Raw genomic sequence first — 26,099 nt, forward strand, 5'->3', positions numbered from 1 at the left:
CCTGATGAATTGGAAGAAACTGCTCTTCGCCGGCGGGCTCCTGGCCGGCCTCGCCGCGACGGCGGCCTTCGCGCAGGACGCGAGCGCCCCGGCCGGCGTCGCCGCCGGGACCGCCGATGCCGCCGCGACGGCCGCCGCGCCGGCGATGACCGTCGACAAGGGCGACACGACCTGGATGATGCTGTCCACCGTCCTGGTCCTTCTGATGACGATCCCCGGCCTCGCGCTGTTCTATGGCGGCCTCGTGCGCGCCAAGAACATGCTGAGCGTGCTGATGCAGGTCTTCATGATCACCGCCGTGGTGATGCTGATCTGGGTGGTCTACGGCTATTCGCTGGCCTTCACCCCCGGCAACGCCTTCGTCGGCGGCCTGTCGAAGATGTTCCTGGCGGGCGTCACGCCGGCCTCGGTCGCCGAGACCTTCACCAAGGGCGTCGCGATCCCCGAGCTGGTCTTCGTCTGCTTCCAGATGACCTTCGCCTGCATTACCCCCGGGCTGATCGTCGGCGCCTTCGCCGAGCGCGTGAAGTTCTCGGCCGTCATCCTCTTCACCATCCTCTGGGTGACCTTCGTCTACTTCCCGATGGCGCACATGGTCTGGTTCTGGGGCGGTCCCTCGGCCTATTCCGATCCGGGTGGTCTCATCTTCTCCTTCGGCGCGATCGACTTCGCCGGCGGCACGGTGGTCCATATCAATGCCGGCATCGCGGGCCTCGTCGGCGCGCTGATGATCGGCAAGCGCACGGGCTTCAAGAAGGAGATCATGGCGCCCCATTCCATGACGCTCACGATGGTCGGCGCCTCGCTGCTCTGGGTCGGCTGGTTCGGCTTCAACGCCGGCTCCAATCTTGAGGCGAGCCCCGGCGCCGTGCTGGCGATGCTGAACACCTTCGTCGCCACCGCCGCCGCCGTCGTCTCCTGGGCGCTGGTCGAGACCGTGACCAAGGGCAAGGCCTCGATGCTCGGCGCCGCCTCGGGCGCCGTCGCCGGCCTCGTCGCCGTCACCCCCGCCGCCGGCTTCGTCGGCCCGATGGGCGCCATCGTCCTCGGCCTCCTCGTCTCGCTGATCTGCTTCTTCTTCGTCGACGTGGTGAAGAACAAGCTCGGCTACGACGACTCGCTCGACGTCTTCGGCGTCCACTGCGTCGGCGGCATCTTCGGCGCCATCATGACCGGCGTCCTCGTCAACCCAGCCCTCGGCGGCACCGGCATCGTCGACTATTCGACGGCCGATTTCGCCGCGAGCTACGGCGGCACGGCGACGCAGGTCCTGGCGCAGCTGAAGGGCGTGCTCGTGACCGTGGTCTGGTCGGGCGTCGGCTCGGCGATCCTCTACAAGATCGTCGATCTCGTCGTCGGCCTGCGTCCCTCGGTGGAAGCCGAGCGCGAGGGCCTCGACATCACCTCGCATGGCGAGACGGCCTATCACGGCTCGTTCTGAGCCCGTCTGAGCAGCATGAGATCGACAAGGGGCAGGCGGGCGACCGCCTGCCCCTTTTGCTTGGCCGGCAGCATAGGCCGCCCGGTTGCGGTCAAAAGGAATCCTTAGGGTTAAACGGGATTTAACCAGGGCGCGCCTAGTCTCGTCCCGATCGGGTCCGTCCGCCCCGGGCGGGGCGCGGACGACAGGCATTCAGACGAGCGGTTGCACCATGGCGGTTACGACAATCGGCAGAAGCGCAGGAAAGCCGGCGGCGCGGCCGGCCCCGGCCATGCGCGAGGAGCCCGGCTTCCTGCGCCGGCAGATGGAGATCGCCGGCGGCTTCGCTCTCGTCACGGTCGGCATCTGGGCGTGCATCGCCTTCGCCACCTGGAATGTCGGCGATCCGTCCTGGTCGCAGGCCAATGGCGGCGAGGTGGTGAACTTCGCCGGCCCGTCCGGCGCGATCGTCGCCGATCTGGTGATGCAGTGCTTCGGCCTCGGCGCCGTCCTCGTCGCTGCCCTGCCGGTGATCTGGGGCGTGCTTCTCGCTTCCGGCCGCCCGGTCGACCGCATCTGGCGCCGCGCCTGGCTGGCGCTCGGCGGCATGGCGCTCGGCGCCGCCGCGCTCGGCTGCTTCCCGGCCCCGCCGGCCTGGCCGCTGCCGATCGGCCTCGGCGGCGTCGTCGGCGACATCGTGCTGAAGCTGCCCGCCGCCGTCACCGGCGCCTATCCGTCCGGCGTCTTCGGCCTCGTCCTCGCCGCCTTCTTCGCCTTGCCGGGCACCTGGCTGTTTCTCAACGGCGCCGGCCTGATCGATCGGCAGAACCCCGCCGCCCTGCCGCTCTCCCCGGTGGAGGAGGACGAGGACGAGCCGAGCGAAAGCCGGCTGGCGCTGGCGCTCGGCGCCGCCGCGCATTTCGTCTATTCCACCAAGGCCGCCTTCCAGCGCCGCCGGGCCGAGGCGTCCGGCCGCCGGGAGCCGGGCGAGTTCGCCGACGGCTTCCGCGAATGGCGCGGCGAGGAAGAGGACGAGCCGCGCCTCGAGGCGCCGCGTCCCGCCCGCGAGCGCCAGATCCGCGTCGCCGCGCCCTATCGCGGCGGCTATGTCGATCCGCTGGAGGACGACGAGGATGCCGGCCTCGTGAAGGACGCGCCGGAACCCTTCCAGTTCGAGGCGCCGGCGGTGGCGCGCCGGCCGCGCGCCGAGGCGCCGGTCGCCCCGGCCGCGCCCGAGCCGCGCTTCGTTGACGAGGACGAGGGCGAGGAAGCGCACGAGCCGCCCTTCGACATGGACGAGCCGGAGGTCGATGACGATCTCGACGAGCGGGACGCTCCGATCGCCGAGGACGACAGCTTCGTGATGGAGGCCGACGACCGCGTGACCGAGATGCCCCGCGAGGAGGAGGCCGGCGGCTGGCGCGGCATCGCCGCCAATATCGTCGCCTTTCCGGGCAAGCGGAAGCCGAAGGCCGAGCCCGAGCCGCGCCCGGCGGCGCCCGCCGCCCGTCCGGCCGCCGCCGCCGCTCCGCGTGCGGCCGCGCCCGCCCTGCCGGCCAGCGGCGGCGCCGCCCGTGTCGTCACCGCCGCGCCGTCCCGCCCGGCCGCCGCGCAGCGCGCCGCCGTCGCCTTCGCGCCGTCGCGCGAGCCGGCCGATTTCGAGCTGCCGCCGGTCGATCTCCTGGCGCCGCCGAAGGCGCGCGGCCGCGACGCGATGCTCGCCCCGGACGTGCTGCAGGAAAATGCCCGCCTGCTCGAAGGCGTGCTCGACGACTTCAGCGTCAAGGGCGAGATCATCGAGGTGCGGCCCGGCCCGGTCGTGACGCTCTACGAACTGGAGCCGGCCCCCGGCATCAAGTCGAGCCGCGTCATCGGCCTCGCCGACGACATCGCCCGCTCGATGAGCGCCATCGCCGCCCGCGTCGCCGTGATTCCCGGCAAGAACGCGATCGGCATCGAACTGCCGAACGCCAAGCGCGAGACCGTCTATTTCCGCGAGATGATCGATTCGGAGACCTTTTCCGGCTCGAAGGCCAAGCTGCCGCTGGCGCTCGGCAAGACGATCGGCGGCGAGCCGGTGATCGCCGATCTCGCCAAGATGCCGCATCTCCTCGTCGCCGGCACCACCGGCTCGGGCAAGTCGGTCTCGATCAACACCATGATCCTGTCGCTGCTCTATCGCATGACGCCGGCCGAATGCCGCCTGATCATGATCGACCCGAAGATGCTCGAACTGTCGATCTATGACGGCATCCCGCATCTCCTCGCGCCCGTCGTCACCGATCCGAAGAAGGCTGTGGTGGCGCTGAAATGGACGGTCCGCGAGATGGAGGACCGCTACCGCAAGATGTCGAAGCTCGGCGTGCGCAATATCGACGGCTTCAACCAGCGCCTCGCCACGGCGATGGAGAAGGGCGAGACGATCTCGCGCACCGTGCAGACCGGCTTCGACCGCGAGACGGGCGAGCCGATCTTCGAATCGGAGGAGTTCGACCTCCAGCCGCTGCCCTATATCGTCGTCGTCATCGACGAGATGGCCGACCTGATGATGGTCGCCGGCAAGGAGATCGAAGGCACGGTGCAGCGCCTCGCCCAGATGGCGCGCGCCGCCGGCATCCACGTGATCATGGCGACGCAGCGCCCCTCGGTCGACGTCATCACCGGCACGATCAAGGCGAACTTCCCGACCCGCATCTCCTTCCAGGTGACCTCGAAGATCGATTCCCGCACCATCCTGCAGGAACAGGGCGCCGAGCAGCTGCTCGGCCAGGGCGACATGCTGTTCATGGCCGGCGGCGGGCGCATCCAGCGCGTCCACGGCCCCTTCGTCGCCGACGACGAGGTCGAGGAGATCGTCAAGCATCTGAAGCGCCAGGGCGTGCCGGACTATCTCGACGCGATCCTGGAAGAGGAGGACGAGGACGGCGCCCCGGCCTCCGGCGGCAAGGGCGGCTCCGCCGGCGAGGGCGATGTCGGGGGGCTCGAGGAATCGGCCGATCTCTACGACCAGGCCGTGGCCGTGGTCCTGCGCGACGGCAAGGCCTCCACCTCCTATGTCCAGCGCCGCCTGCAGATCGGCTACAACCGCGCCGCCTCGATCATCGAGCGGATGGAGCGCGAGGGCATCGTCGGCCCGGCCAACCATGCCGGCAAGCGCGAGATCCTGGTGCCGACCGAAGCCGAGAAGGCCTGACGGCGGGCGGTAGGGCGGGGCGGGTCGCGTCAGGGGCGCCGCCTCACGCCTCCTCGTTCCGGCGGAGCGGACCGGTCACGCGGTCGAGCTCGGCGAGCTTTTCCGCCAGATGCTGCGGCAGGATATACTCCACCTGCCAGTTCGGCAGATGGCGGATGGCCTTGCGGACATCCGAGAGGACGCGATGGTCGAGGGAGGGTGTGGCGCCGTTCCTGGCCATGCCTCGCTCCTTCTTGCCGATCCGGTTCGTGGCGCTGCCATCCGCAACTCGCAGGTGCCGGGAAAGCGCGGAAGCGGGCAAAGCGTTCCCTGGCGTCGCGGTTTCGCGGCGCTTTCGTCGCCTCCCCGCCCGCGCCGCCCTATTGAAGCCCGAGAGCCGTGCCACCAATAGAGACGCGAGACGGCACGCGGCGCCCCGCCCCGGCGGCGGCGGCCCGTGCCATGGCGATCCGGCCCAAGAGGACATGATGAACCACCGCCAGACCACGATATTCCGCGGGTTTTCCGGGGCGCTGTTCGCGAGCGTCCTCGCGCTCGGCCTTTCCGGCGGCCCGGCGCCCGCCCGGGCGCAGACGAGCGACATGGCCGCCGCCCAGGCCGTCGCCGACCATTTCTCCTCGATCAAGTCCATGTCCGGCGACTTTATGCAGTTCGACGACAAGGGCCGTCAGTCGGAGGGCAAGTTCTATATCGAGCGCCCCGGCCGCATCCGCTTCGAATATGCCGGAACGCCGGTCCGCGTCATCGCCGACGGCAGCAATGTGGCGGTGAACAACCGCAAGCTGAACACTTGGGACCTCTATCCTTTGTCGAAGACGCCGATGAAGCTTCTGCTCGACACGCGGATCGACCTGTCCGGCGCCAATATCCAGGACGTGAAGCAGGAAAAGGACCTCACCACCATCGTGATGGGCGACCGTTCGCTCTTCGGCAATTCGCGCATCACCATGATGTTCGATCCGAAGACCTACGACCTGCGGCAATGGACGATCCGCGACGCGCAGGGCAAGGACACGACCGTGATGATCAGCAATGTCCAGAGCGGCGCTCCCGCCAAAGACGCGCTGTTCAAGATCCCCTATACGGCGATCAGCCAGGGCCAGACCGGCAACCGGTGAGCGCCGCGCTCCGCCTCGCGCCGGAGCGGGCGCGCCGCTTCGTCCTCGACAACACCGCCGTCCACGCCCCGCCGCATGTGCCCGAGATCCGGCTGCGCCTCGCCGACGAGGCGCATGACCTCTGGCGGCGGACGGAGGAGGAGCTGGCCGAGATCGGCCTGCCGCCGCCCTTCTGGGCCTTCGCCTGGGCCGGCGGGCAGGGGCTGGCGCGCTTCGTGCTCGATCATCCGGCAAAGGTGAAGGGGAAGCGCGTCCTCGATTTCGCCAGCGGCTCCGGCCTCGTCGCCATCGCGGCGGCGCTGGCGGGCGCCGCCGGCGTCGCGGCGGTCGATATCGATCCCTTCGCCGGCGAGGCGATGGCGCTGAACGCCGCGCTGAACGGCGTCTCCCTCGACATCCGCGTCGAGGATCGCGTCGGCGCGCCCGTCGCGGCGGACCTGCTGCTCGCCGGCGACGTGTTCTTCGACCGCGCGATGGCGGCGGCGATCCTGCCTTGGTTCGACGGGCTGGCGGCGGCGGGCACCACGATCCTCGTCGGCGATCCCGGCCGCGCCTATCTGCCGAAGGACCGGCTCGTCCGCATGGCCGAATATCAGGTGCCGGTGACACGGGCCCTGGAGGACGCCGAGGTCAAGCGCACCACCGTCTGGCGCTGGGGTCGTTGAGGCAAGCCAGCCGGATCGTGCTAGGATCGTCGCAACCGGCAAGGGAGATGCTCGATGACGGTTCACCGGATGACCAGCCGCGCGTTCGGCGAAAATCTCGTGCAGGCGAAGGAAGCCGCGAAGGAAGGCCCCGTCTTCATCGATGAAGAAGGCCAAGCGACGCATGTTCTTCTCAGCGTGGAGGTCTACAACAAACTTCGGCGGTCGCGGACCCTCTTGGAAATGGCAGAGCGCTGGAACGGCGGCGATTTCGACTTCGATCCTCCGAAGCTCGATTTTCGCTCGAAGCCGGCCGATCTCGATTGATGTTCCTGCTCGACACGAATGTCATATCGGCCTTTCGCAGGCTCGACAGGATGGAGCCGAACGTCAAGCGCTGGGCTGCGGGCGCCGACGAGTTCGATCTGTTCCTGTCGGCGGTCACCCTGTTCGAACTGGAACGCGGTGCCGGACTGATGTCGCGGCGCGATCCGGCGCAAGGGGCGATCCTGCGGAATTGGATCGATCGAGAGGTGGTGCCGGCTTTCTCTCCCCGATTCCTGTCCGTCGACGCCGCCGTGGCTCGGTGCGCCGCGGCTCTGCATGTTCCCGATCCTCGCCCCGAACGCGACGCCTTCATCGCCGCCACGGCGCTCGTCCACGGCATGACCGTCGTCACCCGCAATGTCCGGGACTTCGAGGGTCTCGGCGTGCCGCTGCTCAACCCGTGGGAAACGCCGTGAAATCTTGCGCCGAAGCGCCGGGCTCCGCATAAGGGCGGAGCCTCATCCGGACGCGCCCATGCCCTTCACCGTCGCCACCTGGAACATCAATTCCGTCCGCCTGCGCCTCGACCTCGTCCAGCGCTATCTCGGCGAGCATGCGCCGGACGTCCTCTGCCTGCAGGAGACCAAGTGCCCGGACGAGCTCTTTCCGCGCGAGGCCTTCGAGGCGCTCGGCTATGGCCATGTCGCGATCCACGGGCAGAAGGGCTATCACGGCGTCGCCGTCATCTCGAAGCTGCCCTTCGGCGACGTCGTGCGGCAGACCTTCTGCGGCATCGAACATGCGCGCCATCTCTCGGTGCGGCTGGAGGTCAACGGCCGGCCGCTGCGGCTGCATAACTTCTACGTGCCGGCCGGCGGCGACGAGCCGGACCCGGCGATCAACGACAAGTTCAAGCACAAGCTCGACTTCATCGAGGAGATGCGGCGGGTGACGAGCTTCGCCGAGCCGGAAACCTCCGCCATCCTCGTCGGCGATCTCAACATCGCGCCCTACGAGACGGATGTCTGGTCGCACAAGCAGCTGCTGAAGATCGTCTCGCATACGCCGGTCGAGACGGAAGGGCTGCTCGTCGCCATGCAGGACGGCGCCTGGGCCGATCTCATCCGCGCCCGCGTGCCGATGGAGGAGAAGGTCTATACCTGGTGGAGCTACCGGGCGAAGGACTGGCTGGCCGCCGACAAGGGCCGGCGGCTCGACCATATCTGGGGCTCGGGCGATCTCGTCCCGCGCCTTCTCGGCCATTCGATCCTGAAGGACGCGCGGGGCTGGGACCGCCCGTCCGACCATGTGCCGCTCTCGGTGACGCTCGATCTCTGATCAGAGATCCGGCTTCACCGCCTCGATCCAGATCGTGTCGAGGGTGAAGCTGCCATCCGCCTCGACGGCGAAATGGCGGCGCGCCTCGGCGGGCAGGGCGTCCTGGAGATAGCGGATCGCCTGCGCGGCGGTCTCGGGCGTCCGCATGCGGGCGATCCAGACCGGAAAATCCATGCGCAGGCGATGGCGCTCAAGACGGCGTGTCTCCAGCCCCGCCTCGTCCAGCATCGCCAGCCATTCGGCCGCGCCATAGTCGCGGACATGGCTCGGATCGCGCAGCACTTCCACCGCCTGGAGATGCGTGTCGAAGAGCGGCGTGCCGGGGGCGACGACGTCGACCGCCAGGAGAGGCGCGCCGGGCTTCAGCACCCGCGCCGCCTCGCGCAGGCCAAGGCCCGCATCGCTCCAGTGATGGGCGGAAAAGCGCGTCGCGACCGCATCGAAGCTCGCCTCCGCGAAGGGCAGGCGCTCGGCCCGCGCCTCGACCGTCGCGATATTGGCGAGGCCGCGCTCGGCGCCCGTCTGCGCCACCGCCGCCAGCATCTCGGGCGACAGATCGCAGGCGGTGACGCGCGCCGCGTGTTTCGCCAGGCGATAGGCGACATGGCCGCCGCCGCAGCCGAGATCCAGCACCTCGCCGAGCCCGGCCCCCGCGACCCGCGCCTCGATCCAGTCAAGGTCGGCGCCCGTCGCATGCACCGCGCTCGTCACATAGGCCGACGCCCGCGCCCCGAACTGCGCCTCGACGACGCTTCCATGATCCCGTGTCATCGCTTTATCCTCTCGCTGCGATGCCTCTTCGTTTCATGGCGCGAAGCCTCGGACAAGAATGTGGTTATCCTGGTATAAGTGTTGTCATGACCGATCCCGACGCCTCGCGCCGCCGCCAGCTCGGCGATTTCCTTCGGGCGCGCCGCGAGGCGACGCGGGCCGAGGCCGTCGGCTTGCCCGGCGGCGGACGGCGGCGCACGCCGGGCCTTCGGCGGGAGGAACTCGCCGATCTCGCCGGCATCAGCGCCGTCTGGTACGCGCGGATCGAGCAGGGACGCGAGGTCGCGCCCTCGCCGGCGGCGCTCGTCCGCCTCGCCGAGGGGCTGCGGCTCGGACGGGTGGAGCGCGCCCATCTCTTCGCCCTCGCGGCCCGGCACGATCCGGCCGCCGTTCTGCATGGCGACACGGCGCCCGCCCCGGATCTTCTCGAAACCGTCGCGGCGCTGTCCGGCCCGGCCTATCTGATCGACCGCCTCTGGACGGCCGTCGCCTGGAACGCTTCGGCCGAGGCGCTCTTCGCCGGCTGGCTGGGCGGGGCCGAGCGCAATCTCCTGCGCTATGTCTTCTTCGATCCGGCGGCGCGCGACTTCATCGTCGACTGGGACGCGCGGGCGCGCCGGCTCGTCGCCGAGTTCCGCGCCGATCGCGCGGCGGGGCCGGACGATGCGGCGCGCCAGGCGCTGATCGGCGAGCTGCGCCAGGGCTCGCCGCTCTTCTGCGCCGCCTGGGCCGAGCAGCATGTGCTGGGCCGGGAAGGGGGCCTCCGGCTCTTCGCCCATCCCTCGCGCGGCCGGCTCGCCTTCCGGCAGGTGACGCTGCTGCCGGCCGAGGAGCCGGAGCTGAAGTTCGTGCTGCTGCTGGAAGGGGAGGGAGCGGGCTGAGCGGCGTTCGGGTCAGTCAGCCGGGCGCGGCGCCGTTCTCGCGCGTCATCGCCGCCTCGATCCAGGCGGCGAAGATCCTGGCCGGCTCGGACAGGCGCCGGAAATCGCGCGCGACGAGGAAATAGCCGCCCCAGGGAATGTCGGTCGCGAAGAGTTGCACCAGCCGGCCCGCCGCGATCTCGGGCCGGGCGAAGGCGATGTCGAGGAGGGCGATGCCCTGGCCGCGCAGCACCGCCTGCAACAGCAACCCGCCATCGGCATAGACCGGCCCCCGGATCGCCTCCACGTGCGCCAGTCCCGCCGCCTCGAACCAGCGTCGCCAGCCGTCGCGGCTCTCCTCGTGCAGGAGAACCTCCGCGAGAAGCTCGGCGGGTTGCCGGGGCGGTCCGATCCGCGCGAGGAGCTCCGGCGCGGCGACAGCGACCATGCGGGTCTCCATCAGGGGCCGTACGTCGAGGCCGGGCCAGGACCGGGCCACGACCCCGGAGCGGACGGCGAGTTCCGGCTCGCTCCGGCGAAAGGCGATGAGGCGCGCGTCGGAATCGATGACCGGGTCGATCTCGGGATGCTGCTCGCGGAACTGGGCGAGCCTCGGCACCAGCCAGCAGGCGGCGAAGGAGGGTTCGCAGCTGAGCCGCGCTTCCCCGCGCGACGGACGGGCCGCGAGCCCCGCCAGCCGCGCCTCGATCGCGGCGAAGCTCTCCGTCAGGACGCCGAGAAGCTCGGCGCCCTCCGCCGTCAGTTCGACATGGCGGTGCCGCCGGTCGAAGAGGCGCCGGCCGAGATCCGTCTCCAGATCCCGGATCTGCCGGCTGACGGCCGCCTGCGAGACGGCGAGCTCGTCGGCGGCGAGCGTGAAGCTTTGCAGGCGCCCGGCGGCCTCGAAGCTGCGGAGCGCCGTGAGCGGAAGCCGGCCGCGTTTCATCCATAACCTCAAGTCATCCGAGACGGACGATAAGCTCGTTTGAGGCGAGGGCTCAAGCCGGATCGAATGGCCGCGAAGGAGACGCGGCCATGGCGGATCTCATGGATATCCTGTTCGACGTGATACGGCTTCTGAGCTTTCAGCCGCGCGAGCGCCCGGCGCCGCCGCGGGAGCCGGCGCCGGGGATCGGGACGGCCGTCAGTAGGCCGCGACCGGACGGCCGTAGCCGTCGCCCGCGCCGCCGCCGTCGTTCGGGATGATGGTGATCTCGACGCGGCGGTTCTCGGCGCGGCCGGATTCCGAACGGTTCTCGGCCACCGGCCGGGTCATGCCGTAGCCGCGCACGTCGAGGCGGCGGCCGTCGATGCCCTGGCCGGACAGGTAGTCCGCGACGGACAAGGCGCGGCGGCGCGACAGATCGAGATTGTAGGAGGGCGAGCCGACATTGTCGGTATGGCCGGCGACCTCGACCAGGGAACGGTCGTATTTGCGTAGGACGATCGCCACCGAGTTCAGCACCGGGCCGAAGGCCGGCAGGATCTGGTCGCCATCGGTCGGGAAGGTGATGTTGGAGGGCATGTTGAGGACGATGCTGTTGCCGGTGCGCGTCACCGACACGCCGGTGCCGCGCAGCTGGCCGCGCAGCTCCGCCTCCTGGTTGTCGAGATAGGCGCCGATGCCGCCGCCGGCGAGCGCGCCGACGCCCGCGCCGACCAGCGCCGCCGTGCCGGAATTGACCCCCGTCGCGCGGCCGATCAGATAGCCGCCGAGCGCGCCGCCGGCCGCGCCGAGGCCGGCGCCGCCGGCCGTGTTCGAGAGCTTCGATTCGCCGGTATAGGGATCGGTGGTGCAGCCCGCGAGCAGGCTGAGCATGGCGAGGCTGAGGAGCAGCTTCTTCATCGGGTCCTCGAAGGGTGCGGCGGCCGGAACGGCGACGGCGGACGGGCGCCGACGGCGAGCGCCGCCGGCTGCCGCGCCGTTTCTTGGCAAAGCGTGACCAAATCGAGTTGAGTTTTCGTTAAATCGCCGTTTCCGTGCATTCGGCGCCGGCCTGTTGCCGCCGGGTGACGCGGGGCGTCCGCCTCAGCGCTCGAATTTCTCGCCGGCGGCCAGGATCTCCGCCGTCATTTGGGCGAGATCGGCGGCGATCTTCTCGTGCAGCTGGAAGGCGATCTCGGGATATTCCTCTAGCATGCGCCGGAAGAGCTGGCGGGTGATGCGGATGAAGTCGCAATCGGTCAGCGTGACGACGGTGACCGGGCGGCGCGTTTCGGTGAGGAGCGCCATTTCGCCGAGAAGCGCGCCCGGGCCGCAGGTGCCGGCCGAGACCGACGCGCGTCCGTGCTGGCGGAACAGCTCCACCTCGCCGGCCTTGAGGACGAAGCCCGCGTCGGAACGGGCGGCGAGGCGGAACAGCGTCTCGCCCTTGCGCAGGCGCCGATGCTCCGCCCCGAAGGCGAGCATGCGGAGCTGGTCGCCCGACAGGCCCTCGAACAGGGGAACCGAGGCCAGCACCGCGATGTCGCTTTCGAGGCTCATCCGGCGCCGTTCACTCCCCTTCCGGCGGCACGCATCCCTGGCGCTCCGGCCGAACCCATTACGAATCCCTTCGCCGCCATCGTCGCGAATGGCGGCCGGGTGATTCTATAGCTCCAACCGGAACCCAAGGAAATGCGGGCGTCGATGCCGCACGCGTCGCGCGTCAGGCCGGCGCAAGCCTTCTCCGCCGGCGTGGCGTCACGGCATCAGTTTGTAGCCGCCGGCCTCCGTCACGATGAGGCGCGCATTGCCGGGATCCGGCTCGATCTTCTGGCGCAGGCGATAGACATGGGTTTCCAGCGTGTGCGTGGTGACGCCGGAATTGTAGCCCCAGACCTCCTCCAGGAGCACGTCGCGGGTGATGACCCGCCGGTCGGCCCGGTAGAGGTAGCGGATGATCGCCGTTTCCTTCTCGGTGAGGCGGATCTTGCCGCCGCGCTCGTCGAGCAGCACCTTCTGGCTCGGCTTGAAGATATAGGGGCCGACCTGGAAGGTGGCGTCCTCGCTCTGCTCGTGCTGGCGCAGCTGCGCGCGGATGCGGGCGAGCAGCACCGCGAAGCGGAAGGGCTTCGTCACATAGTCGTTGGCGCCCGCCTCCAGGCCGAGGATCGTGTCCGAATCGGTGTCGTGGCCGGTGAGGATGATGATCGGCGCCTTGAAGCCGGACTTGCGCAGCACCTTCACCGCCTCGCGTCCGTCCATGTCCGGCAGGCCGACATCCATGCAGACGAGATCGACGAGACCGGCGCGGGCCGCCGCGATGCCCTTCGTCGCGGTCGCCTCTTGCGAGACGGTGAATTCCTCGTGCAGGGATAGCTGCTCGGCGAGGGTCTGCCTCAGATCGTCGTCATCGTCCACGATCAGGATGCTGCGCGCGCTCATACTCTCGTTTCGCCTCGTCCCGGGGGTGTACGTTCCGCCGCCGGTTCGAAAGGGCGACGCTCCGGTGTCTCAAATTCCGATGTCTTGGGCCAAAATAGGTCGCTTCTCCTGAACGTCATGCCTTCCGTCCCGTCAAGCGCCACGATTCTCGTCCGCCGGTCGCCGTCCTCGCCGACGCGCGGCATTCTCCAGGCCGGGCCGTTGCGGCTGCCGGCGGCGCTCGGCCGCAGCGGCATCGGCACGGGCAAGCGCGAGGGCGACGGCGTGACGCCGCTCGGCACGATGGCGCTTCTCTCCGCCTGGCGCCGGCCGGGCCGCATGCCCGGGCTGCGCTCCGGCCTGCCGCTGCGTCTCGCCCGCGACTGCGACGGCTGGTGCGACGCGCCGGACCATCCCGCCTATAACCGGCCCGTGCGCCTGCCCCATCCGGCGAGCGCCGAGACGATGCGGCGGAGCGACCGGCTCTACGACTTCGTCGTGGTGCTGGACTGGAACCTGCGGCGCCGGGCGCGCGGGCGCGGTAGCGCCATCTTCCTGCACATCGCCAAGGAGGGCTATCAGCCGACCGCCGGCTGCGTCGCCCTGTCCCCGGCCGACATGCGCCGCCTCGCGCCTTTCCTGAAGCGCGGCACGCGGCTGCGCGTCCTCGGCTAGGGGAACGCCTCGCGGGCTCCGCTCGTTTGCCGGGAAGGCGCGCCATCCGCCCGGTCCGGAGTTCCATCCATGAAGCGCAGCGAAATCACCGACCATCCGACCGTCGTGCCCTACAGCCATCCGTCCGGAGGCTGGGGATCGCTGAAATCCGTGACGGAGAAGACGCTCGCCGAGGGTCTGTCCGTCGAGACCATGGCGCAGATGCTGACCAAGCAGAACAAGGCGGACGGCTACATGTGCGTCTCCTGTTCCTGGGCCAAGCCCGCCGAGCCGCATCTCGCCGAATTCTGCGAGAACGGCGCCAAGGCGACCGTCTGGGAAGTGACGCGCAAGCGCTGCGACCGCGACTTCTTCGCCACGCATCGCGTCTCGGAGCTTCTCGACTGGACCGACCACGAATTGGAGAAGCAGGGCCGCCTCACCACGCCGATGCGCTACGACGCCTCGCTCGACCAGTATATTCCGGTGAAATGGGAGGACGCCTTCCGCGAGATCGGCGCGGAGCTCAACCGGCTCGATCCGAAATCGGTGATCTTCTACGCCTCCGGCCGCGCCTCGCTCGAAGCCTCGCATATGTGGCAGCTTCTCGCCCGCATCTACGGCACGAACAACCTGCCCGATTCCTCGAACATGTGCCACGAATCGACGTCGGTCGGCCTGCCGAAGTCGATCGGCGTGCCGGTCGGCACCGTGCAGCTCGAGGATTTCGAGCAATGCGACATGATGTTCTTCTTCGGCCACAACACCGGCACCAACGCGCCGCGCCTCCTGCATCAGGTGCATGACGCGCGCAAGCGCGGCGTGCCGGTCGTCACCTTCAATCCCTTGCCGGAGCGCGGGCTCGTCCGCTTCAAGGACCCGCAATCGCCGATCGAGATGCTGTCGCCCGACGAGGGCGTGAAGATGTCGAGCGACTTCTTCCAGGTGCGCTCCGGCGGCGACATCGCGGCGATGACCGGCATCGCCAAGGCGGTGCTGGAGCTCGACGACGCGGCCAAGGCGACCGGCGGCGAGCGGGCGCTCGATGTCGCCTTCATCGCCGAGCATTGCCACGACTTCGAGGCGTTCGAGGCCTTCGTGCGCGCGGCCGACTGGGCCGAGATCGAGCGCGTCTCCGGCATCGCGCGCGCCGATCTCGAACGGGTCGGGGCGCAATATGCCAAGGCCAAGGCGGTGATCGCCAATTACGGCATGGGCCTCACCCAGCATCGCCACGGCGTCCAGAACGTCCAGATGTTGTGCAACCTTCTCCTGATGCGCGGCAATATCGGCAAGCCGGGCGCCGGCGTCTCCCCGATCCGCGGCCATTCCAACGTCCAGGGCCAGCGCACCGTCGGCATCACCGAGAAGCCGGAACTCGCCCCGCTCGACAAGTTCGCCGAGATCTACGGCTTCGAGCCGCCGCGCGAGAAGGGCAAGGCGACGGTCGAGGCCTGCGAGGGCCTTCTCGACGGCTCGGTAAAGGGCTTCATCGCGCTCGGCGGCAATTTCGCCCGCGCCGTGCCGGAAACCGAGAAGATCGAGGCCGCCTGGCGCAAGCTGCGCCTGTCGGTGCAGATCGCGACGAAGCTCAACCGCAACCACCTCCTGCCGGGCGAGGTCACCTATCTCCTGCCCTGTCTCGGTCGCATCGAGGAGGACATGCAGGCCGGCGGCCCGCAGCATGTCTCGATGGAGGATTCGACGGCTTGCATCCACGGCTCGATCGGCTGGCGCAAGCCGGCCTCGCCGGAACTCCTGTCCGAGCCGAGGATCATCGCCGAACTCGCCAAGGCGACGGTGCCTGGCCGCTCCACCGTGCCCTGGGACGAATGGGTCGGCGACTATTCGAAGATCCGCGACGCGATGGCCCGGATCTGGCCGGACTTCCACGACTTCAACGCGCGCTTCCTGAAGCCCGGCGGCTTCCACCGCGATCTCGCCGCCTGCCGGCGCGAATGGAAGACGGAAAGCGGCAAGGCGAATTTCATCGTGCCGGACGGCTTCGACGTCAATCCCGACATCGAGGTCGACGGCAAGCATGTCCTGTCGCTCCTGACCATCCGCTCCAACGACCAGTTCAACACGACGGTCTACGGCTATGACGACCGGCTGCGCGGCATTAAGGGCTCGCGCATGATCATCCTGATGAATGCCGAGGACATGGCGCGGCTGGGGCTGAAGGACGAGGACCGGGTGGATCTGCGCACTCATGCCGACGACGGCGTGGAGCGAAAGGTGGAGGACTATCGCGTCCACGCCTTCTCCATCCCGCGCGGGGCGGTGGCGGGCTACTATCCGGAGCTCAACCCGCTGATCCCGCTCTGGCACCACGATTCGCAGGCCCATACGCCGGCGGCGAAATCGGTTCCGGTCGAGATCCTGCGCCGGTCGAGTTGAGCGCGTTGCCCCGTCAGGCGGCGTGGCTTTGGCGCCGGCGGCGCTCGGCCTCCCGCCGGTCGAGCCCGTCCAGCCAGACGACGCGGTTCCGTCCGGCGGCCTTGGCGGCATAGAGCCGGGCGTCGGCCCGGGCGATGCCGGCCTGGACATCCTCGCGCGGCGGACAATCGGCCAGCCCGATGCTCATCGTCACGCGCAGATCGGGATGGATCGCCGCCCAGTCGGCGCCTTCGATCCGCTGGCGGACGGTCTCGCAGAGACGGCGCGTTCCGGCGGGATCCTCGCTGTCGATGACGAGCGCGAATTCCTCGCCGCCGAGCCGGGCCGCATGGTCGCCCGGCCCGCAGCTCGCGCTGAGAATGTCGGCGACGCGCCGCAGGACCTCGTCGCCGACGAGATGCGAGAAGCGGTCGTTGATCTGCTTGAAGTGATCGAGATCGACCATGGCGATGGCGAAGCCGCGCTCGCGGGCGGCGCAGGCTGTCATCAGCTCGTCGAAGGCGCGGCGATTGGCGATCCCGGTCAGGGGATCGAGAAGCAGGGTGCGCGCCAGCGCCGCCACCTGCGCCTCGGCCTTGTCGGCGAGCTCGCGATAGCGGTTCGTCTCGTAATGGATCTCGGCGATCCGCGCCCGGCGCTGCGCCTTCTCCGAGGTGAAGAGACCGAAGGCCTCGTGGAAGCGCTTGAAATAAGCGAGGGCGAGGTCGTGGCGCCCGTTCAGCTCGTGGATTTCCGACAGATAGCGGAGCGCGAAATGGGCGGAAGTGACGTTCTCCGTCCGCTCCGCCACGACGAGCGCCGCCTCGCAGACGTGAAGGGCCTCTTCGAAGCGGCACATCTGGATGAGCACCTGCGCCTTCGTGTAGAGGAAATGCCCGAGCGATCGCGGCCCGAGCTCGCCGCCGGCCTGTTCGTGGCGTCCCAGATAGCGGAGGGCCTCCTCCGTCCGCTCCGCCGTGCAGAGATATTCGGCGGCGTTGCAGAGACCGAGCCGCAGGCCCCAGGCGTCGCCGGCCGTTTCGGCCAGGGCGATGGCCTCGTCGTTGAGGGTGAGGGCGAGTTCCGTCGCCTGCCCCTGGAGAGCCGCGTCGCCCTCCCGCCTGGCGCGTATGGCGCGGTCCGCATGGACGCCGGCGAGATTGATCAGCCACCAGCCGAGCACGATCGGATCGCCGAGGTCGCGCGCCTGCGCCACCGCCTGCTCGCAGAGTTCGAGCGCGCGTTCGAGCTGGCTGCTGTACCAGAAGACGACGCCGAGAACATTGGTGGCGAAGCAGAGGGTGGACGGGCGCACGCCCGGCTCCCGGGCGAGCCGCAGGGCCTCGACGCCGCCTTGCCCGGCTTCGTCGGTCAGCCCGGCTTCGAGCAGCAGCCAAGCCTGCATCGCCGCCGTCCAGGCGAGGCCGTCGGCCTGGCGCAGGTCCTGCCAGATCTGCCGCGCCGCATGGATATGGGCGCTGCCCTCTTCGAGGCGCGAGGTCTGGAAGCCGAACCAGGCGAGTTGCTGATGCGCGAAGGCGATCGTCTCGCGATCCGCCGCGCCGCGTGCGCGCTCCAGGATCCGCTTGGCGAGCGACGCGGCGCGATCCGGCTCGCCACGGCGGCCCAGCGCCCAGGCCGCCTTCAGCCGGGTGCGGAAACGTGCTGGAAAAGCGATATCGCTGAGCACGGTTCCGGCCCTTGATTTTTCTTGTGACGAGCCTACGGCGAAAAGCTTAACGCGACGTAAGGCTTTGCTCTCGGGCCGAGGCGCCGACGCCTTGGATCAGGATTTCTCCGCGCCTTCCAACCGCTTGCTCTTGCCCTGCAATTCGTCGATCAGGCGCGAGGCGTCGGCCTTGGTGAGGGAATCGTCGAATTCGCGGCCAGTCTCCTCGCAGAGCGTCTTGAGATAGGAGGCCTGGGCGCCCGTCATCGGCTCGTCGCCGGTGGTCCAGTCGGACGGGTCCTTCTCGGCATTGGACGGAGCGGCATTCTTCGGATTGTCGGTCATCGGTTCATCCCATCGCGGAATGTTCCGGTAATGTTCATGCAGCGCCGAAGTTCCGGCGGCGGGAAGTCGCAAGGCTCGGGTCTCGTCTCCGGCGGAGCCCTTCGGGATGCCGGAGATAGTGTCAGAGACCGAGCGTCTCCGGGTCGAGGCCGCCCATGCGGCAGACGATGCGGAATTCCTCCTCCGTGACCGGCTGGACCGAGAGACGGGAATTCTTGGCGAGCACCATCTCGGCGAGGGAGGGCTCGGCCTTGATCTCCTCCAGCGTCACCGGTCGCGGCAGGTCGGCGAGCGCCTTTAGGTCGACGCAGTCCCAGGGTCCGCCCTCGGCGGTGGAATCGGGATGGGCTTCCGTCGCCACCTCGACCAGCCCGACCACGGCCTTCCCCTCGTTGGAATGGTAGAAGAATCCGCGCTCGCCGCGCTTCATCGCGCGCATCAGGTTGCGGGCCTGATAGTTGCGCACGCCGTCCCATTCCTGCCCGGCCTCGCCCTTGGCCTTCTGCTTCTCCCAGGACCAGGACGAGGGCTCGGACTTGAACAGCCAATAGGCCATCGGCTCAGGCGTCCGGATTGTTGACGGTCCAGTTCCAGCGGCGCACCGCGACGCTCTCGAAGAGGCCGGCCTTGGCATAGGGATCGGCATCGGCGATGGCGCGGGCCTCGCCCTCGTCGCCGGTATCGACCACGAGCAGGCTGCCGACCGGCTTTTCGTCCGCGCCGAGGAAGGGGCCGGCGAATTTCAGCCGCTCGCCCAGCGCCTTCAGATGGGCGAGATGATCGGTGCGGGTCGCGAGCCGCAGCTCCAGCGAATTCGGCTTGTCCTCGCAGAGAATGGCGAAAAGCATCGTGTCCCGTCCCGTGAAGCGCTCCTCCTCTGCGGTTAGCGGCGGGCGCCGCCGCTTTCAATCGGATTCACGCTTCAGCGGGCGCGAAAGCAGGCGCCGGGCCGCCTCGTCCACCGAAAGCTCGTCGGCGAGGATCGCGGCGACCGTCGCGATGAGCGGCGCGTCGATGCCGTGGCGGCGGGCGAGATCGGCGGCCATCGCGGCGGAGAAGACGCCCTCGGCGAGCTTCAGCCCGGCGAGATCCGCGCCGCGCCCGAGGGCGAGGCCATAGGCGAAGTTGCGCGATTGCGGGCCGGAACAGGTGAGAACGAGATCGCCGAGGCCGGAGAGGCCCGTCATCGTTTCCGGCCGGGCGCCGAGCGCCTCGCCGAGCCGGCGCAATTCGCCGAGACCGCGCGTCACCACCGCCGCGCCGGCCGAGGCGCCGAGGCCGCGCCCGGCGACGATGCCGGCGGCGATGGCCAGCACGTTCTTCAGGGCGCCGCCCGCCTCGACGCCGAGAATGTCGGTCGAGGCATAGATACGGAAGGTCTCGGTGGAGAGCGCGAGGGCGAGGCGGTCGGCCGCGTCCGGCGCCGCCGCCGCCAGCGTCACCGCCGTCGGCAGCCCGGCCGCGACGTCGGCGGCGAAGCTCGGCCCCGACAGGACGGCGATGCGGGCACCGCCGAGATGCTCGGCGGCGATCTCGCTGGCGAAGCGGCCGGTGCCGCGCTCGATGCCCTTGGCGCAGAGGACGAGGGGAGCCTCGGCCGGGCAGGCCGCCGCAAGGGCGGGCAGGATCTCGCGCAGCGTCTGGGCCGGGGTGACGAGGAGGACGATCGCCGCGCCCGCCAGCGCCGCGCCGAGATCGCTCGTCGCCCGGAGGGCGGGTGGCAGGTCCAGCCCGGGCAGATAGCGCCGGTTGCGCCGGGTCTCCGTGATGTCGGCGACCGTCGCCGGATCGCGGGCATAGAGAACCGTCTCCCGTCCGGCCCGCGCTTCCAGCGCCGCCAGCGCCGTGCCCCAGGCGCCGCCGCCGATCACCGCGATCCGGCTCATGCCTTGGCGCCCCGGCGGCCGAAGCCGACGAGCGGCGGCGCCGTCTCGTCCAGCGGCCAGCGCGGCCGGACCGGCGCGTCCAACCCGTCGCGAAGGCCCGCCTCGAAGCGTTCGAGCCCGGCATGGGCGATCATCGCGGCATTGTCGGTGCAAAGCGCCAAGGGCGGGGCGACGAGCGCGACGCCCGCCGTCCGGCTCGCCGCCTCCAAGGCGGCGCGGATCGTGCGGTTGGCCGCGACGCCGCCGGCCACCGCCAGGACCGGCGCTTCCAGATCGGGAAACTCGGCGCGGAATCTCGCGAGGGCCCGCGCGACGCGATCGGCGACGCTGTCGGCCGCCGCCGCCTGGAAGCCGGCGCAGAGATCGGCGACGTCCTGAGGCGCCAGTGGCGCCGCCGCTTCCGCCGCCTGCCGCACCGCCGTCTTCAGGCCGGAAAAGGAGAAGTCGAGCCGCTTCTCGCCGCGCATCGGCCGGGGCAGGGGGAAGCGCCGCGCATCGCCGTCCGCCGCCGCCTTCTCGACATTCGGGCCGCCCGGATGGCCGAGGCCGAGCAGCTTGGCCGTCTTGTCGAAGGCCTCGCCCAGCGCGTCGTCGATCGTCGTGCCCCAGCGCTCGTAGCGCCCGAGCCCGCGCACGAGGAGGATCTGCGTATGGCCGCCGGAGGCGAGCAGCATCAGATAGGGATAGGCGACGCCGTCGGTGAGGCGCGGCGTCAGCGCATGGCCTTCGAGATGGTTGATCGCGAGAAAGGGCAGGCCCGCCGCCCCGGCGATCGCCTTGCCGGTCATCGCGCCGACGATCAGCGCCCCGATGAGGCCGGGCCCGCTCGTCGCCGCGACCGCCGCAAGATCGGAAACGGCTAGGGCCGCGTCCTGGAGCGCCGCGCGTACGATGCCGTCCAGCGCCTCCACATGGGCGCGGGCCGCGATTTCCGGCACGACGCCGCCGAAGGCCGCGTGCTCCTCCACCTGGCTGAAGACGATGTTCGACAGGATGAGCGGGCGCCCCTCCGGCCCGCGCGTCACCACGGCGGCGGCCGTCTCGTCGCAGCTCGTCTCGATGCCGAGGATGAGGGGAGCCTTGTCCTGCACGCCTGTCGCCCGAGTCCTTTTTCCGCATTCGCAAACGGAGATAGCGAGGCGGCGTCGATTGCGCTACCGCAAGCCGCGAAACACGAGGATGGCAGGAGACATTCGCACGATGACGGGACGGCGCCCCATCCGCATCGGCACGCGCGGCAGCCAGCTCGCCCTGGCCCAGGCCTCGGAGCTTCGGGCCCGGCTGATGGCGGCGCATGGTCTCACCGAAGCGGATTTCGCGATCGAGGTGATGTCGACGGCCGGCGACCGCATCCAGGACCGGCCGCTCGCGGAGGTCGGCGGCAAGGGCCTCTTCACCTTCGAGATCGAGGCGGCGCTGCTCGACGGGCGGCTCGATCTCGCCGTCCATTCCGCCAAGGACGTCGCGACCGTGCTGCCGGAGGGGCTCCATCTCTCCGCCTTCCTGCCGCGCGAGGACGTGCGCGACGTCTTCATCGGCCGGGGCGGCCGGCGCCTCGCCGACCTGCCGCAGGGCGCGCGGATCGGCAGCGCTTCCCTGCGGCGTCAGGCGCAGCTCCTGCGGCTGCGGCCCGATCTCGACGTCGTGAACTTTCGCGGCAACGTGCCGTCCCGTCTGCGCAAACTGGAGGCGGGCGAGGTGGAGGGCACGCTTCTGGCGCTCGCCGGGCTGAAGCGGCTGGCCCTCGACGCCTCGGTCGCGGGCGAGATTCTCGACGCGGAGGACTTCATGCCGGCGCCCGGCCAGGGCGCGATCTGCGTCGAGAGCCGCAGCGGCGACGCCGCGACCGCCGCGCTCGTCGGTGCCATCGACCACGCGCCGACGCGGGCGATGCTGACGGCCGAGCGCGCCTTCCTGGCGGTGCTCGACGGCTCCTGCCGCACGCCGATCGCCGCCCTGTCGCGGCTCGACGGCGCGGACCTCCGCTTCTCCGGCATGATCCTGACGCCGGACGGCGCCAGGGCGCATCGCCGCAACGAGACGGGGCCGGTCGCGGAGGCCGCCCGGCTCGGCGAAGCGGCGGCGAAGGCGCTTCTCGCCGAGGCCGGGGCGGATTTCTTCGCCGGCTGGGCGGGCGCGCACCGCCGGCCCTGATGCGGGTCCTGATCCTGCGCGAGCCGGAGGCGGCCGAGGAAACGGCCGGGGCGCTGGCGGCGCTCGGCCACGAGCCGCTGCGCCTGCCCTTGCAGGCGATCGTGCCGCTCGGCGCGCCGCCGCCGCCGGGCCGCTTCGCCGCCCTCGTGGTGACGAGCCGCAACGCGCTGCCGGCCCTCTCGCGCCATCTCTCCGGCACGGACCTGCCGCTTCTCGCCGTCGGCGCGGCGACGGCCGCGCGGCTGCGCGGCGCGGGCTTCGCCATCGCGGTGACGGGCGAGGGCGCCGCGGCGAGCCTCGTTTCGCCCGCCGCCGAGCTTGCCGGCCGCGCCGGCCTGCCGCTGCTTCTCGCCCTCGGGCGAAGCCGCAGCGCCGATCTCGAAACCGGGCTGGCGGCGCGGAACGCGCCCTTCACCGTCTGGGAGACCTATGAGACCCGGCCGCGCCGGCCGGAGATTGCGGAGATCGCGGCGCTCTTCGCGGCGGGAAGACCGGAGGCCGCGCTGCTTCTGTCCGCGACTCAAGCCGAGGGCTTCGCGGCGCTTCTGGCGGCGCATGGCGAATTCTTCCGGCCGATGCCCCGGCTTTTCTGCCTTTCGGCCCGGATCGCCGCGCGGCTTCCCGAGGAACTTCGGCCTTTCGCCACCATTTCGCCCCGGCGGGATGTCTCCTCGCTTCTCGCGGGCCTTGCCTAGCATAGTTTCCACGAGCCATATGCTCTGCCGGCCGCCCCTCCGGCACGCCCATGCGAACGACGGGACCTGTCGAGATGACCAATCCGCCGCGCCGATCGCGCCCGAAGAAACCGGGCGAGACGATCGACCTCACCGCCGAACGGATCGAGGCCGCGCCTCCCGAGCCGCAGACGGCCGACGCGCCCGGCAAGGGCGATGCCGACCCGGCGCTGGCCGCCGATCCCGAAACCCGCCTCGGCGAGGCGGGGAGCCCGGCGGACGCGCCGACCGCGAGCGAGGAGCGTTTGAGCGATCCGATGAAGAGCACCGCGCCGCTCGCCGGCCCGGCCCCTGACGACGCGCTGCCGGGGGCGCTGGCCGGCGCCGAGGCGGAAGCCGCCAGGCCGGAGGGCGTCAGCGTTCTCGGCGAGCCGGAACCCGGTGATTCGGCGGCGCCCGCCGCGATGGCCGGTTCCCCGAGCGAGGCGACGGACGAGACGGCCGAGCCGCGCGAGGCCGATCGGCGCGAGGGCGAGCCCAGCGCCGAAGCCGGCTTCGCCGCCGAGGAGGGGCTCGACCCCACCCGCCGGCCGGACGACCTCCGCCACGAGGAGCTCGACGCCGAGACGATCCTCGCCGCCGCTGAGCCGCAGCCGGCCGAGCCGCCGCGCCCCAATCTCAACTATCACGAGACGCCCGTGCAGCACGGCGCCCACGGCCCCGGCGCCGGCGGGCTGTTCGGCGCCGCGATCCTCGGCGGCGCCGTGGCGCTGATCGCCGGCGGTCTCCTGCAATATGCGGGCGTCATCCCGGCCGTCGGCCAGGTGGACGTCGCCCAGCTCAGCCAGCAGTTCGCCCGCACCGGCGACGTGCAGCAGCTCACCACCGACATCAACACCGTGCGCAACGAGGTCGCCCAGCTCCAATCGACCCTCTCGGCCGGCGGCGTCGGCGGCAACGGCCCGGCGGCGACGGATTTCGCCGCGCTGACCGACCGCGTGACGGCGCTCGAGGGCCGCGTCGGCTCCGGCAATCCGCAGCCCGCCATCGATCCGAACGTCGTCAGCGGCGCGACGGAGGCGGCGAGCCGGGCGCAGCAGGCGGCGGAAGCGGCCCAGGCCCGCGCCGACGAGGCGCGCCAGACGGCGGCCACCGCCCAGCAGACCGCCGCGACGGCCCAGCAGGCGGCGGGTGTCGCCCAGCAGGCCGCCAATGGCGCGATGGACGCGACCAACACCAACCGGCAGGCGATCGCCGAGATCCAGGGCCGCATCGGCTCGGTGGAGGAGGCGAACAAGCAGGCCGCCGTCGCCATCGCGGCGGCGGGCCTCAAGGCCGCCGTCGATCGGGGCGGGCCGTTCATGTCCGAGCTCGAATCCTATGCCAAGGCGGCCGGCGGCTCGCCGGTCGTCGACGCGCTGCGCAACTATGCCGCCGAGGGCGTGCCGACCCTGGCCGAACTGCAATCGGCCTGGCCCGCCTCGCGCACCGCCATGCTGAAGGCGCTCCAGCCGCAGGACGCCAATGCCGGCGTCGGCCAGCAGATCCTGTCGGGTCTCAGCGGCCTCGTCGCCGTGCGCCCCTCCGGCCAGGCGGCCGCCTCCGCCACCGGGCCGGACGCCGGCATCGCCCGGCTCGACGCCGCGCTGGAGGCCGGCAATCTCGACGGCTGGAACGCCGAGTGGCAGAAGCTGCCGCAGGCGGCCAAGGACGCGAGCGCCGACTTCCAGAAGCGTGTCGACGCGCGGGCCGAGGCCCAGCGCGTCCTCAGCCAGGCCCTCGGCCAGGTCGTGAACTCCATCGGGAAAGCCGGCTGATGTTGCGCATCCTTGCCTTTCTGCTGATCGTCCTCGCGGCGGCTCTCGGCTTCTCCTGGCTCCAGGACCATCCGGGCGCCGTTTCCCTGACCCTCGGCAATGCGGTGATGGAGACGAGCTTCACCGTCTTCGTCGTCCTGGAACTCCTGCTTCTCGGCATCGTCTGCCTGGTCGTCTGGCTGGTGCGCAGCTTCTTCAAGGCGCCGGACCGCGTCGGCCGCTTCTTCTCCACCCGCCGCCGCGACAAGGGCTACCATGCCCTGTCCTCCGGCATCATCGCCGCCGGCGCCGGCGACGCGGCCTTGGCCCGGCGCATGACCAAGCGCAGCCAGAAGCTGCTCGCCGCGCGCAAGGAGCCGCTGGTGCGCTTCCTCGACGCGCAGACGGCGATGATCGAGGGCGATCACGAGCGCGCCCGCGCCGTGTTCCAGTCGATGGAGAACGAGCCGGAGACCCGGCTTCTCGCCATGCGCGGCCTTTATCTGGAGGCCGAGCGGCTGGGCGATGCCGCCGCCGCCCGCCATTATGCCGAACGCGCCGCCCGCATCGCGCCGCACGTGCCCTGGGCCGGCGGCGCCGTGCTCGAATCGAAGACGATCGAGGGCGACTATGACGGGGCGCTGGCGATCCTCGAGGCGCAGCGCGACGCGCGCCTGATCGAGAAGGCGGAATCCTCCCGCCTGCGCGCCGTGCTCCTCACCGCCAAGGCGAAGACGCTGCTCGACCGCGATCCGGCGCAGGCCCGCAAGGCGGCGCTCGAGGCGGTGTCGCTCGCCCCGACCCTCGTGCCCGCCGCCGTCACGGCGGCGCGCGCCATGTTCCGCCTCGGCGACGTGCGCAAGGGCTCGAACGTCATCGAGCGCGCCTGGGAAAAGACCGTCCATCCCGAGCTCGCCTCGACCTATATCCATGCCCGGGCCGGCGATTCGGCGGAGGAGCGGCTGAAGCGGGCGCGCACGCTCGCCTCGCTCCAGCCGACCCATGTCGAGACGCATCTGATGCTCGCCAATGCGGCGATCGATGCCGGCGACCTGACGCTCGCCCGCATCGAGGCGACGGCCGCCCTGCGCAAGGAGCCGCGCGAGGGGGTCTTCCTGCTTCTCGCCGATCTCGAAGAGGCGGAAGGCGGCTCGGAAGGCGCCGTGCGCGAATGGCTCGGCCGGGCGGTGCGCGCGCCGCGCGATCCGGCCTGGACGGCGGACGGCATCGTGGCCGAGGACTGGGCGCCCGTCTCGCCCGTCACCGGCCGGCTCGACGCCTTCGAATGGAAGGTGCCGGCCCAGCATGTCGACGCCCATGGCGCGGTGATCGAAGGCGAGCGCCCGAGCGCCCGCGAGCGTCTCGCCGCCCGTCCCGCCGAGACCGGCCCGAACCGCAACGGTAACGGCGGCCATGGCCGCGTCGCCGGGCCGGCGGCGCCCGTCGCGGCGGCCTCGGGGCCGAGCGCCACGGCCGCTCCCGGCGGCGCCCATGGCGCGCCCGACCGCGCCATCGCGATGCCGGCCGAGCCGGCGAAGGGCGAGGGCGCCGGGCTGCGGCTCTTCTGATCGAGAGGCGGCGGCGG

26 protein-coding genes are annotated in these 26,099 nt (G+C 70.6%); 14 read left to right on the forward strand and 12 right to left on the reverse strand.

Annotated elements, in window-relative coordinates; translation table 11 throughout:
• The first annotated feature begins 4 nt into the window (after positions 1 to 4).
• Positions 5 to 1,441: an ammonium transporter gene (locus tag IEY14_RS14440; protein ID WP_188909626.1), complete on the forward strand. Its 1,437-nt coding sequence runs from the start codon at positions 5 to 7 to the stop codon at positions 1,439 to 1,441.
• A 211-nt stretch (positions 1,442 to 1,652) separates the two neighbouring features.
• Positions 1,653 to 4,613: a DNA translocase FtsK gene (locus IEY14_RS14445; protein ID WP_188909627.1), complete on the forward strand. Its 2,961-nt coding sequence runs from the start codon at positions 1,653 to 1,655 to the stop codon at positions 4,611 to 4,613.
• Positions 4,614 to 4,656: 43 nt separating this feature from the next.
• On the opposite strand, the gene IEY14_RS14450 is transcribed toward IEY14_RS14445, so the two are convergent.
• Positions 4,657 to 4,833: a hypothetical protein gene (locus IEY14_RS14450; protein WP_188909629.1), complete on the reverse strand. Its 177-nt coding sequence runs from the start codon at positions 4,831 to 4,833 to the stop codon at positions 4,657 to 4,659.
• 244 nt (positions 4,834 to 5,077) lie between these two features.
• Between IEY14_RS14450 and IEY14_RS14455 the strand changes: the two genes are divergently transcribed.
• Genes IEY14_RS14455 through IEY14_RS14475 form a run of 5 tightly spaced genes read left to right on the forward strand, consistent with a single transcriptional unit; the run spans position 5,078 to position 7,980 of the window.
• Positions 5,078 to 5,731, forward strand: a complete 654-nt coding sequence (locus IEY14_RS14455) for an outer-membrane lipoprotein carrier protein LolA (protein WP_188909631.1) — start codon at positions 5,078 to 5,080, stop codon at positions 5,729 to 5,731.
• Complete coding sequence (locus IEY14_RS14460) at positions 5,728 to 6,396, forward strand: class I SAM-dependent methyltransferase (RefSeq protein WP_188909633.1); 669 nt, start codon at positions 5,728 to 5,730, stop codon at positions 6,394 to 6,396. Before IEY14_RS14455 ends, IEY14_RS14460 begins: the two co-directional genes overlap by 4 nt.
• A gap of 54 nt (positions 6,397 to 6,450) precedes the next feature.
• On the forward strand, positions 6,451 to 6,702 hold the full coding sequence (locus IEY14_RS14465; protein WP_188909635.1) for a type II toxin-antitoxin system Phd/YefM family antitoxin: 252 nt from the start codon (positions 6,451 to 6,453) through the stop codon (positions 6,700 to 6,702).
• Positions 6,702 to 7,118 carry a type II toxin-antitoxin system VapC family toxin gene (locus tag IEY14_RS14470; protein WP_188909636.1) on the forward strand — a complete coding sequence of 139 codons (417 nt, stop codon included), beginning with the start codon at positions 6,702 to 6,704 and terminating at the stop codon, positions 7,116 to 7,118. The genes IEY14_RS14465 and IEY14_RS14470 overlap by 1 nt, the downstream gene beginning before the upstream one ends.
• 58 nt (positions 7,119 to 7,176) lie before the next feature.
• Entirely contained in the window at positions 7,177 to 7,980 is an 804-nt protein-coding gene (locus IEY14_RS14475; protein ID WP_188909638.1) for an exodeoxyribonuclease III, read from the forward strand.
• On the opposite strand, the gene IEY14_RS14480 is transcribed toward IEY14_RS14475, so the two are convergent.
• Positions 7,981 to 8,751, reverse strand: a complete 771-nt coding sequence (locus IEY14_RS14480) for a class I SAM-dependent methyltransferase (RefSeq protein WP_188909640.1) — start codon at positions 8,749 to 8,751, stop codon at positions 7,981 to 7,983.
• Positions 8,752 to 8,837: 86 nt separating this feature from the next.
• Between IEY14_RS14480 and IEY14_RS14485 the strand changes: the two genes are divergently transcribed.
• Positions 8,838 to 9,632 carry a helix-turn-helix transcriptional regulator gene (locus IEY14_RS14485; RefSeq protein ID WP_188909642.1) on the forward strand — a complete coding sequence of 265 codons (795 nt, stop codon included), beginning with the start codon at positions 8,838 to 8,840 and terminating at the stop codon, positions 9,630 to 9,632.
• Between the two features lie 16 nt (positions 9,633 to 9,648).
• On the opposite strand, the gene IEY14_RS14490 is transcribed toward IEY14_RS14485, so the two are convergent.
• The 4 genes from IEY14_RS14490 to IEY14_RS14505 form a co-directional block, all read right to left on the reverse strand.
• Complete coding sequence (locus IEY14_RS14490) at positions 9,649 to 10,557, reverse strand: LysR substrate-binding domain-containing protein (RefSeq protein ID WP_188909644.1); 909 nt, start codon at positions 10,555 to 10,557, stop codon at positions 9,649 to 9,651.
• Between the two features lie 198 nt (positions 10,558 to 10,755).
• Positions 10,756 to 11,457, reverse strand: a complete 702-nt coding sequence (locus IEY14_RS14495; RefSeq protein ID WP_188909645.1) for a YiaD family glycine zipper/OmpA-like lipoprotein — start codon at positions 11,455 to 11,457, stop codon at positions 10,756 to 10,758.
• A 183-nt stretch (positions 11,458 to 11,640) separates the two neighbouring features.
• On the reverse strand, positions 11,641 to 12,096 hold the full coding sequence (locus tag IEY14_RS14500; RefSeq protein ID WP_188909648.1) for a cyclic nucleotide-binding domain-containing protein: 456 nt from the start codon (positions 12,094 to 12,096) through the stop codon (positions 11,641 to 11,643).
• 198 nt (positions 12,097 to 12,294) lie between these two features.
• Positions 12,295 to 12,978 carry a response regulator transcription factor gene (locus IEY14_RS14505; protein WP_188909650.1) on the reverse strand — a complete coding sequence of 228 codons (684 nt, stop codon included), beginning with the start codon at positions 12,976 to 12,978 and terminating at the stop codon, positions 12,295 to 12,297.
• 117 nt (positions 12,979 to 13,095) lie between these two features.
• On the opposite strand from IEY14_RS14505, the gene IEY14_RS14510 reads away from it, so the two are divergent.
• The gene (locus IEY14_RS14510; protein WP_188909652.1) at positions 13,096 to 13,632 is read left to right on the forward strand and encodes a L,D-transpeptidase family protein; all 537 of its coding nucleotides are present in this window, start codon (positions 13,096 to 13,098) and stop codon (positions 13,630 to 13,632) included.
• Positions 13,633 to 13,701: 69 nt separating this feature from the next.
• A complete protein-coding gene (locus IEY14_RS14515; RefSeq protein WP_188909654.1) occupies positions 13,702 to 16,011 on the forward strand; it encodes an FdhF/YdeP family oxidoreductase in 2,310 nt (769 codons plus the stop codon).
• A gap of 13 nt (positions 16,012 to 16,024) precedes the next feature.
• Here IEY14_RS14515 and IEY14_RS14520 read toward each other — a convergent pair whose 3' ends face one another.
• From IEY14_RS14520 to tsaD, 6 genes are all read right to left on the reverse strand, one after another.
• A complete protein-coding gene (locus tag IEY14_RS14520) occupies positions 16,025 to 17,680 on the reverse strand; it encodes a GGDEF domain-containing protein (protein ID WP_188909656.1) in 1,656 nt (551 codons plus the stop codon).
• Positions 17,681 to 17,776: 96 nt separating this feature from the next.
• Positions 17,777 to 18,004: a DUF3072 domain-containing protein gene (locus IEY14_RS14525; protein ID WP_188909658.1), complete on the reverse strand. Its 228-nt coding sequence runs from the start codon at positions 18,002 to 18,004 to the stop codon at positions 17,777 to 17,779.
• A 121-nt stretch (positions 18,005 to 18,125) separates the two neighbouring features.
• Complete coding sequence (locus IEY14_RS14530) at positions 18,126 to 18,560, reverse strand: EVE domain-containing protein (RefSeq protein WP_188909660.1); 435 nt, start codon at positions 18,558 to 18,560, stop codon at positions 18,126 to 18,128.
• A gap of 4 nt (positions 18,561 to 18,564) precedes the next feature.
• Positions 18,565 to 18,852 (reverse strand): YciI-like protein, encoded by a 288-nt coding sequence (locus IEY14_RS14535; protein ID WP_188909662.1) that lies wholly within the window; start codon positions 18,850 to 18,852, stop codon positions 18,565 to 18,567.
• A gap of 57 nt (positions 18,853 to 18,909) precedes the next feature.
• Positions 18,910 to 19,890, reverse strand: a complete 981-nt coding sequence (locus tag IEY14_RS14540) for an NAD(P)H-dependent glycerol-3-phosphate dehydrogenase (protein ID WP_188909664.1) — start codon at positions 19,888 to 19,890, stop codon at positions 18,910 to 18,912.
• Positions 19,887 to 20,981 carry a tRNA (adenosine(37)-N6)-threonylcarbamoyltransferase complex transferase subunit TsaD gene (gene tsaD / locus IEY14_RS14545; RefSeq protein WP_188909666.1) on the reverse strand — a complete coding sequence of 365 codons (1,095 nt, stop codon included), beginning with the start codon at positions 20,979 to 20,981 and terminating at the stop codon, positions 19,887 to 19,889. The genes IEY14_RS14540 and tsaD overlap by 4 nt, the downstream gene beginning before the upstream one ends.
• A 109-nt stretch (positions 20,982 to 21,090) precedes the next feature.
• On the opposite strand from tsaD, the gene hemC reads away from it, so the two are divergent.
• The 4 genes from hemC (at position 21,091) to IEY14_RS14565 (ending at position 26,082) form a co-directional block, all read left to right on the forward strand.
• Positions 21,091 to 22,044 (forward strand): hydroxymethylbilane synthase, encoded by a 954-nt coding sequence (gene hemC / locus IEY14_RS14550; protein ID WP_188909668.1) that lies wholly within the window; start codon positions 21,091 to 21,093, stop codon positions 22,042 to 22,044.
• Positions 22,044 to 22,739, forward strand: a complete 696-nt coding sequence (locus IEY14_RS14555; protein ID WP_188909670.1) for a uroporphyrinogen-III synthase — start codon at positions 22,044 to 22,046, stop codon at positions 22,737 to 22,739. Before hemC ends, IEY14_RS14555 begins: the two co-directional genes overlap by 1 nt.
• A gap of 74 nt (positions 22,740 to 22,813) precedes the next feature.
• The gene (locus IEY14_RS14560; RefSeq protein ID WP_188909672.1) at positions 22,814 to 24,535 is read left to right on the forward strand and encodes a hypothetical protein; all 1,722 of its coding nucleotides are present in this window, start codon (positions 22,814 to 22,816) and stop codon (positions 24,533 to 24,535) included.
• On the forward strand, positions 24,535 to 26,082 hold the full coding sequence (locus IEY14_RS14565) for a heme biosynthesis protein HemY (protein WP_188909673.1): 1,548 nt from the start codon (positions 24,535 to 24,537) through the stop codon (positions 26,080 to 26,082). The genes IEY14_RS14560 and IEY14_RS14565 overlap by 1 nt, the downstream gene beginning before the upstream one ends.
• The last annotated feature ends 17 nt before the right edge of the window (positions 26,083 to 26,099 follow it).

Origin of the sequence: Aureimonas endophytica (assembly GCF_014642635.1) — a bacterium.
GTDB classification, from domain to species: domain Bacteria; phylum Pseudomonadota; class Alphaproteobacteria; order Rhizobiales; family Rhizobiaceae; genus Plantimonas; species Plantimonas endophytica.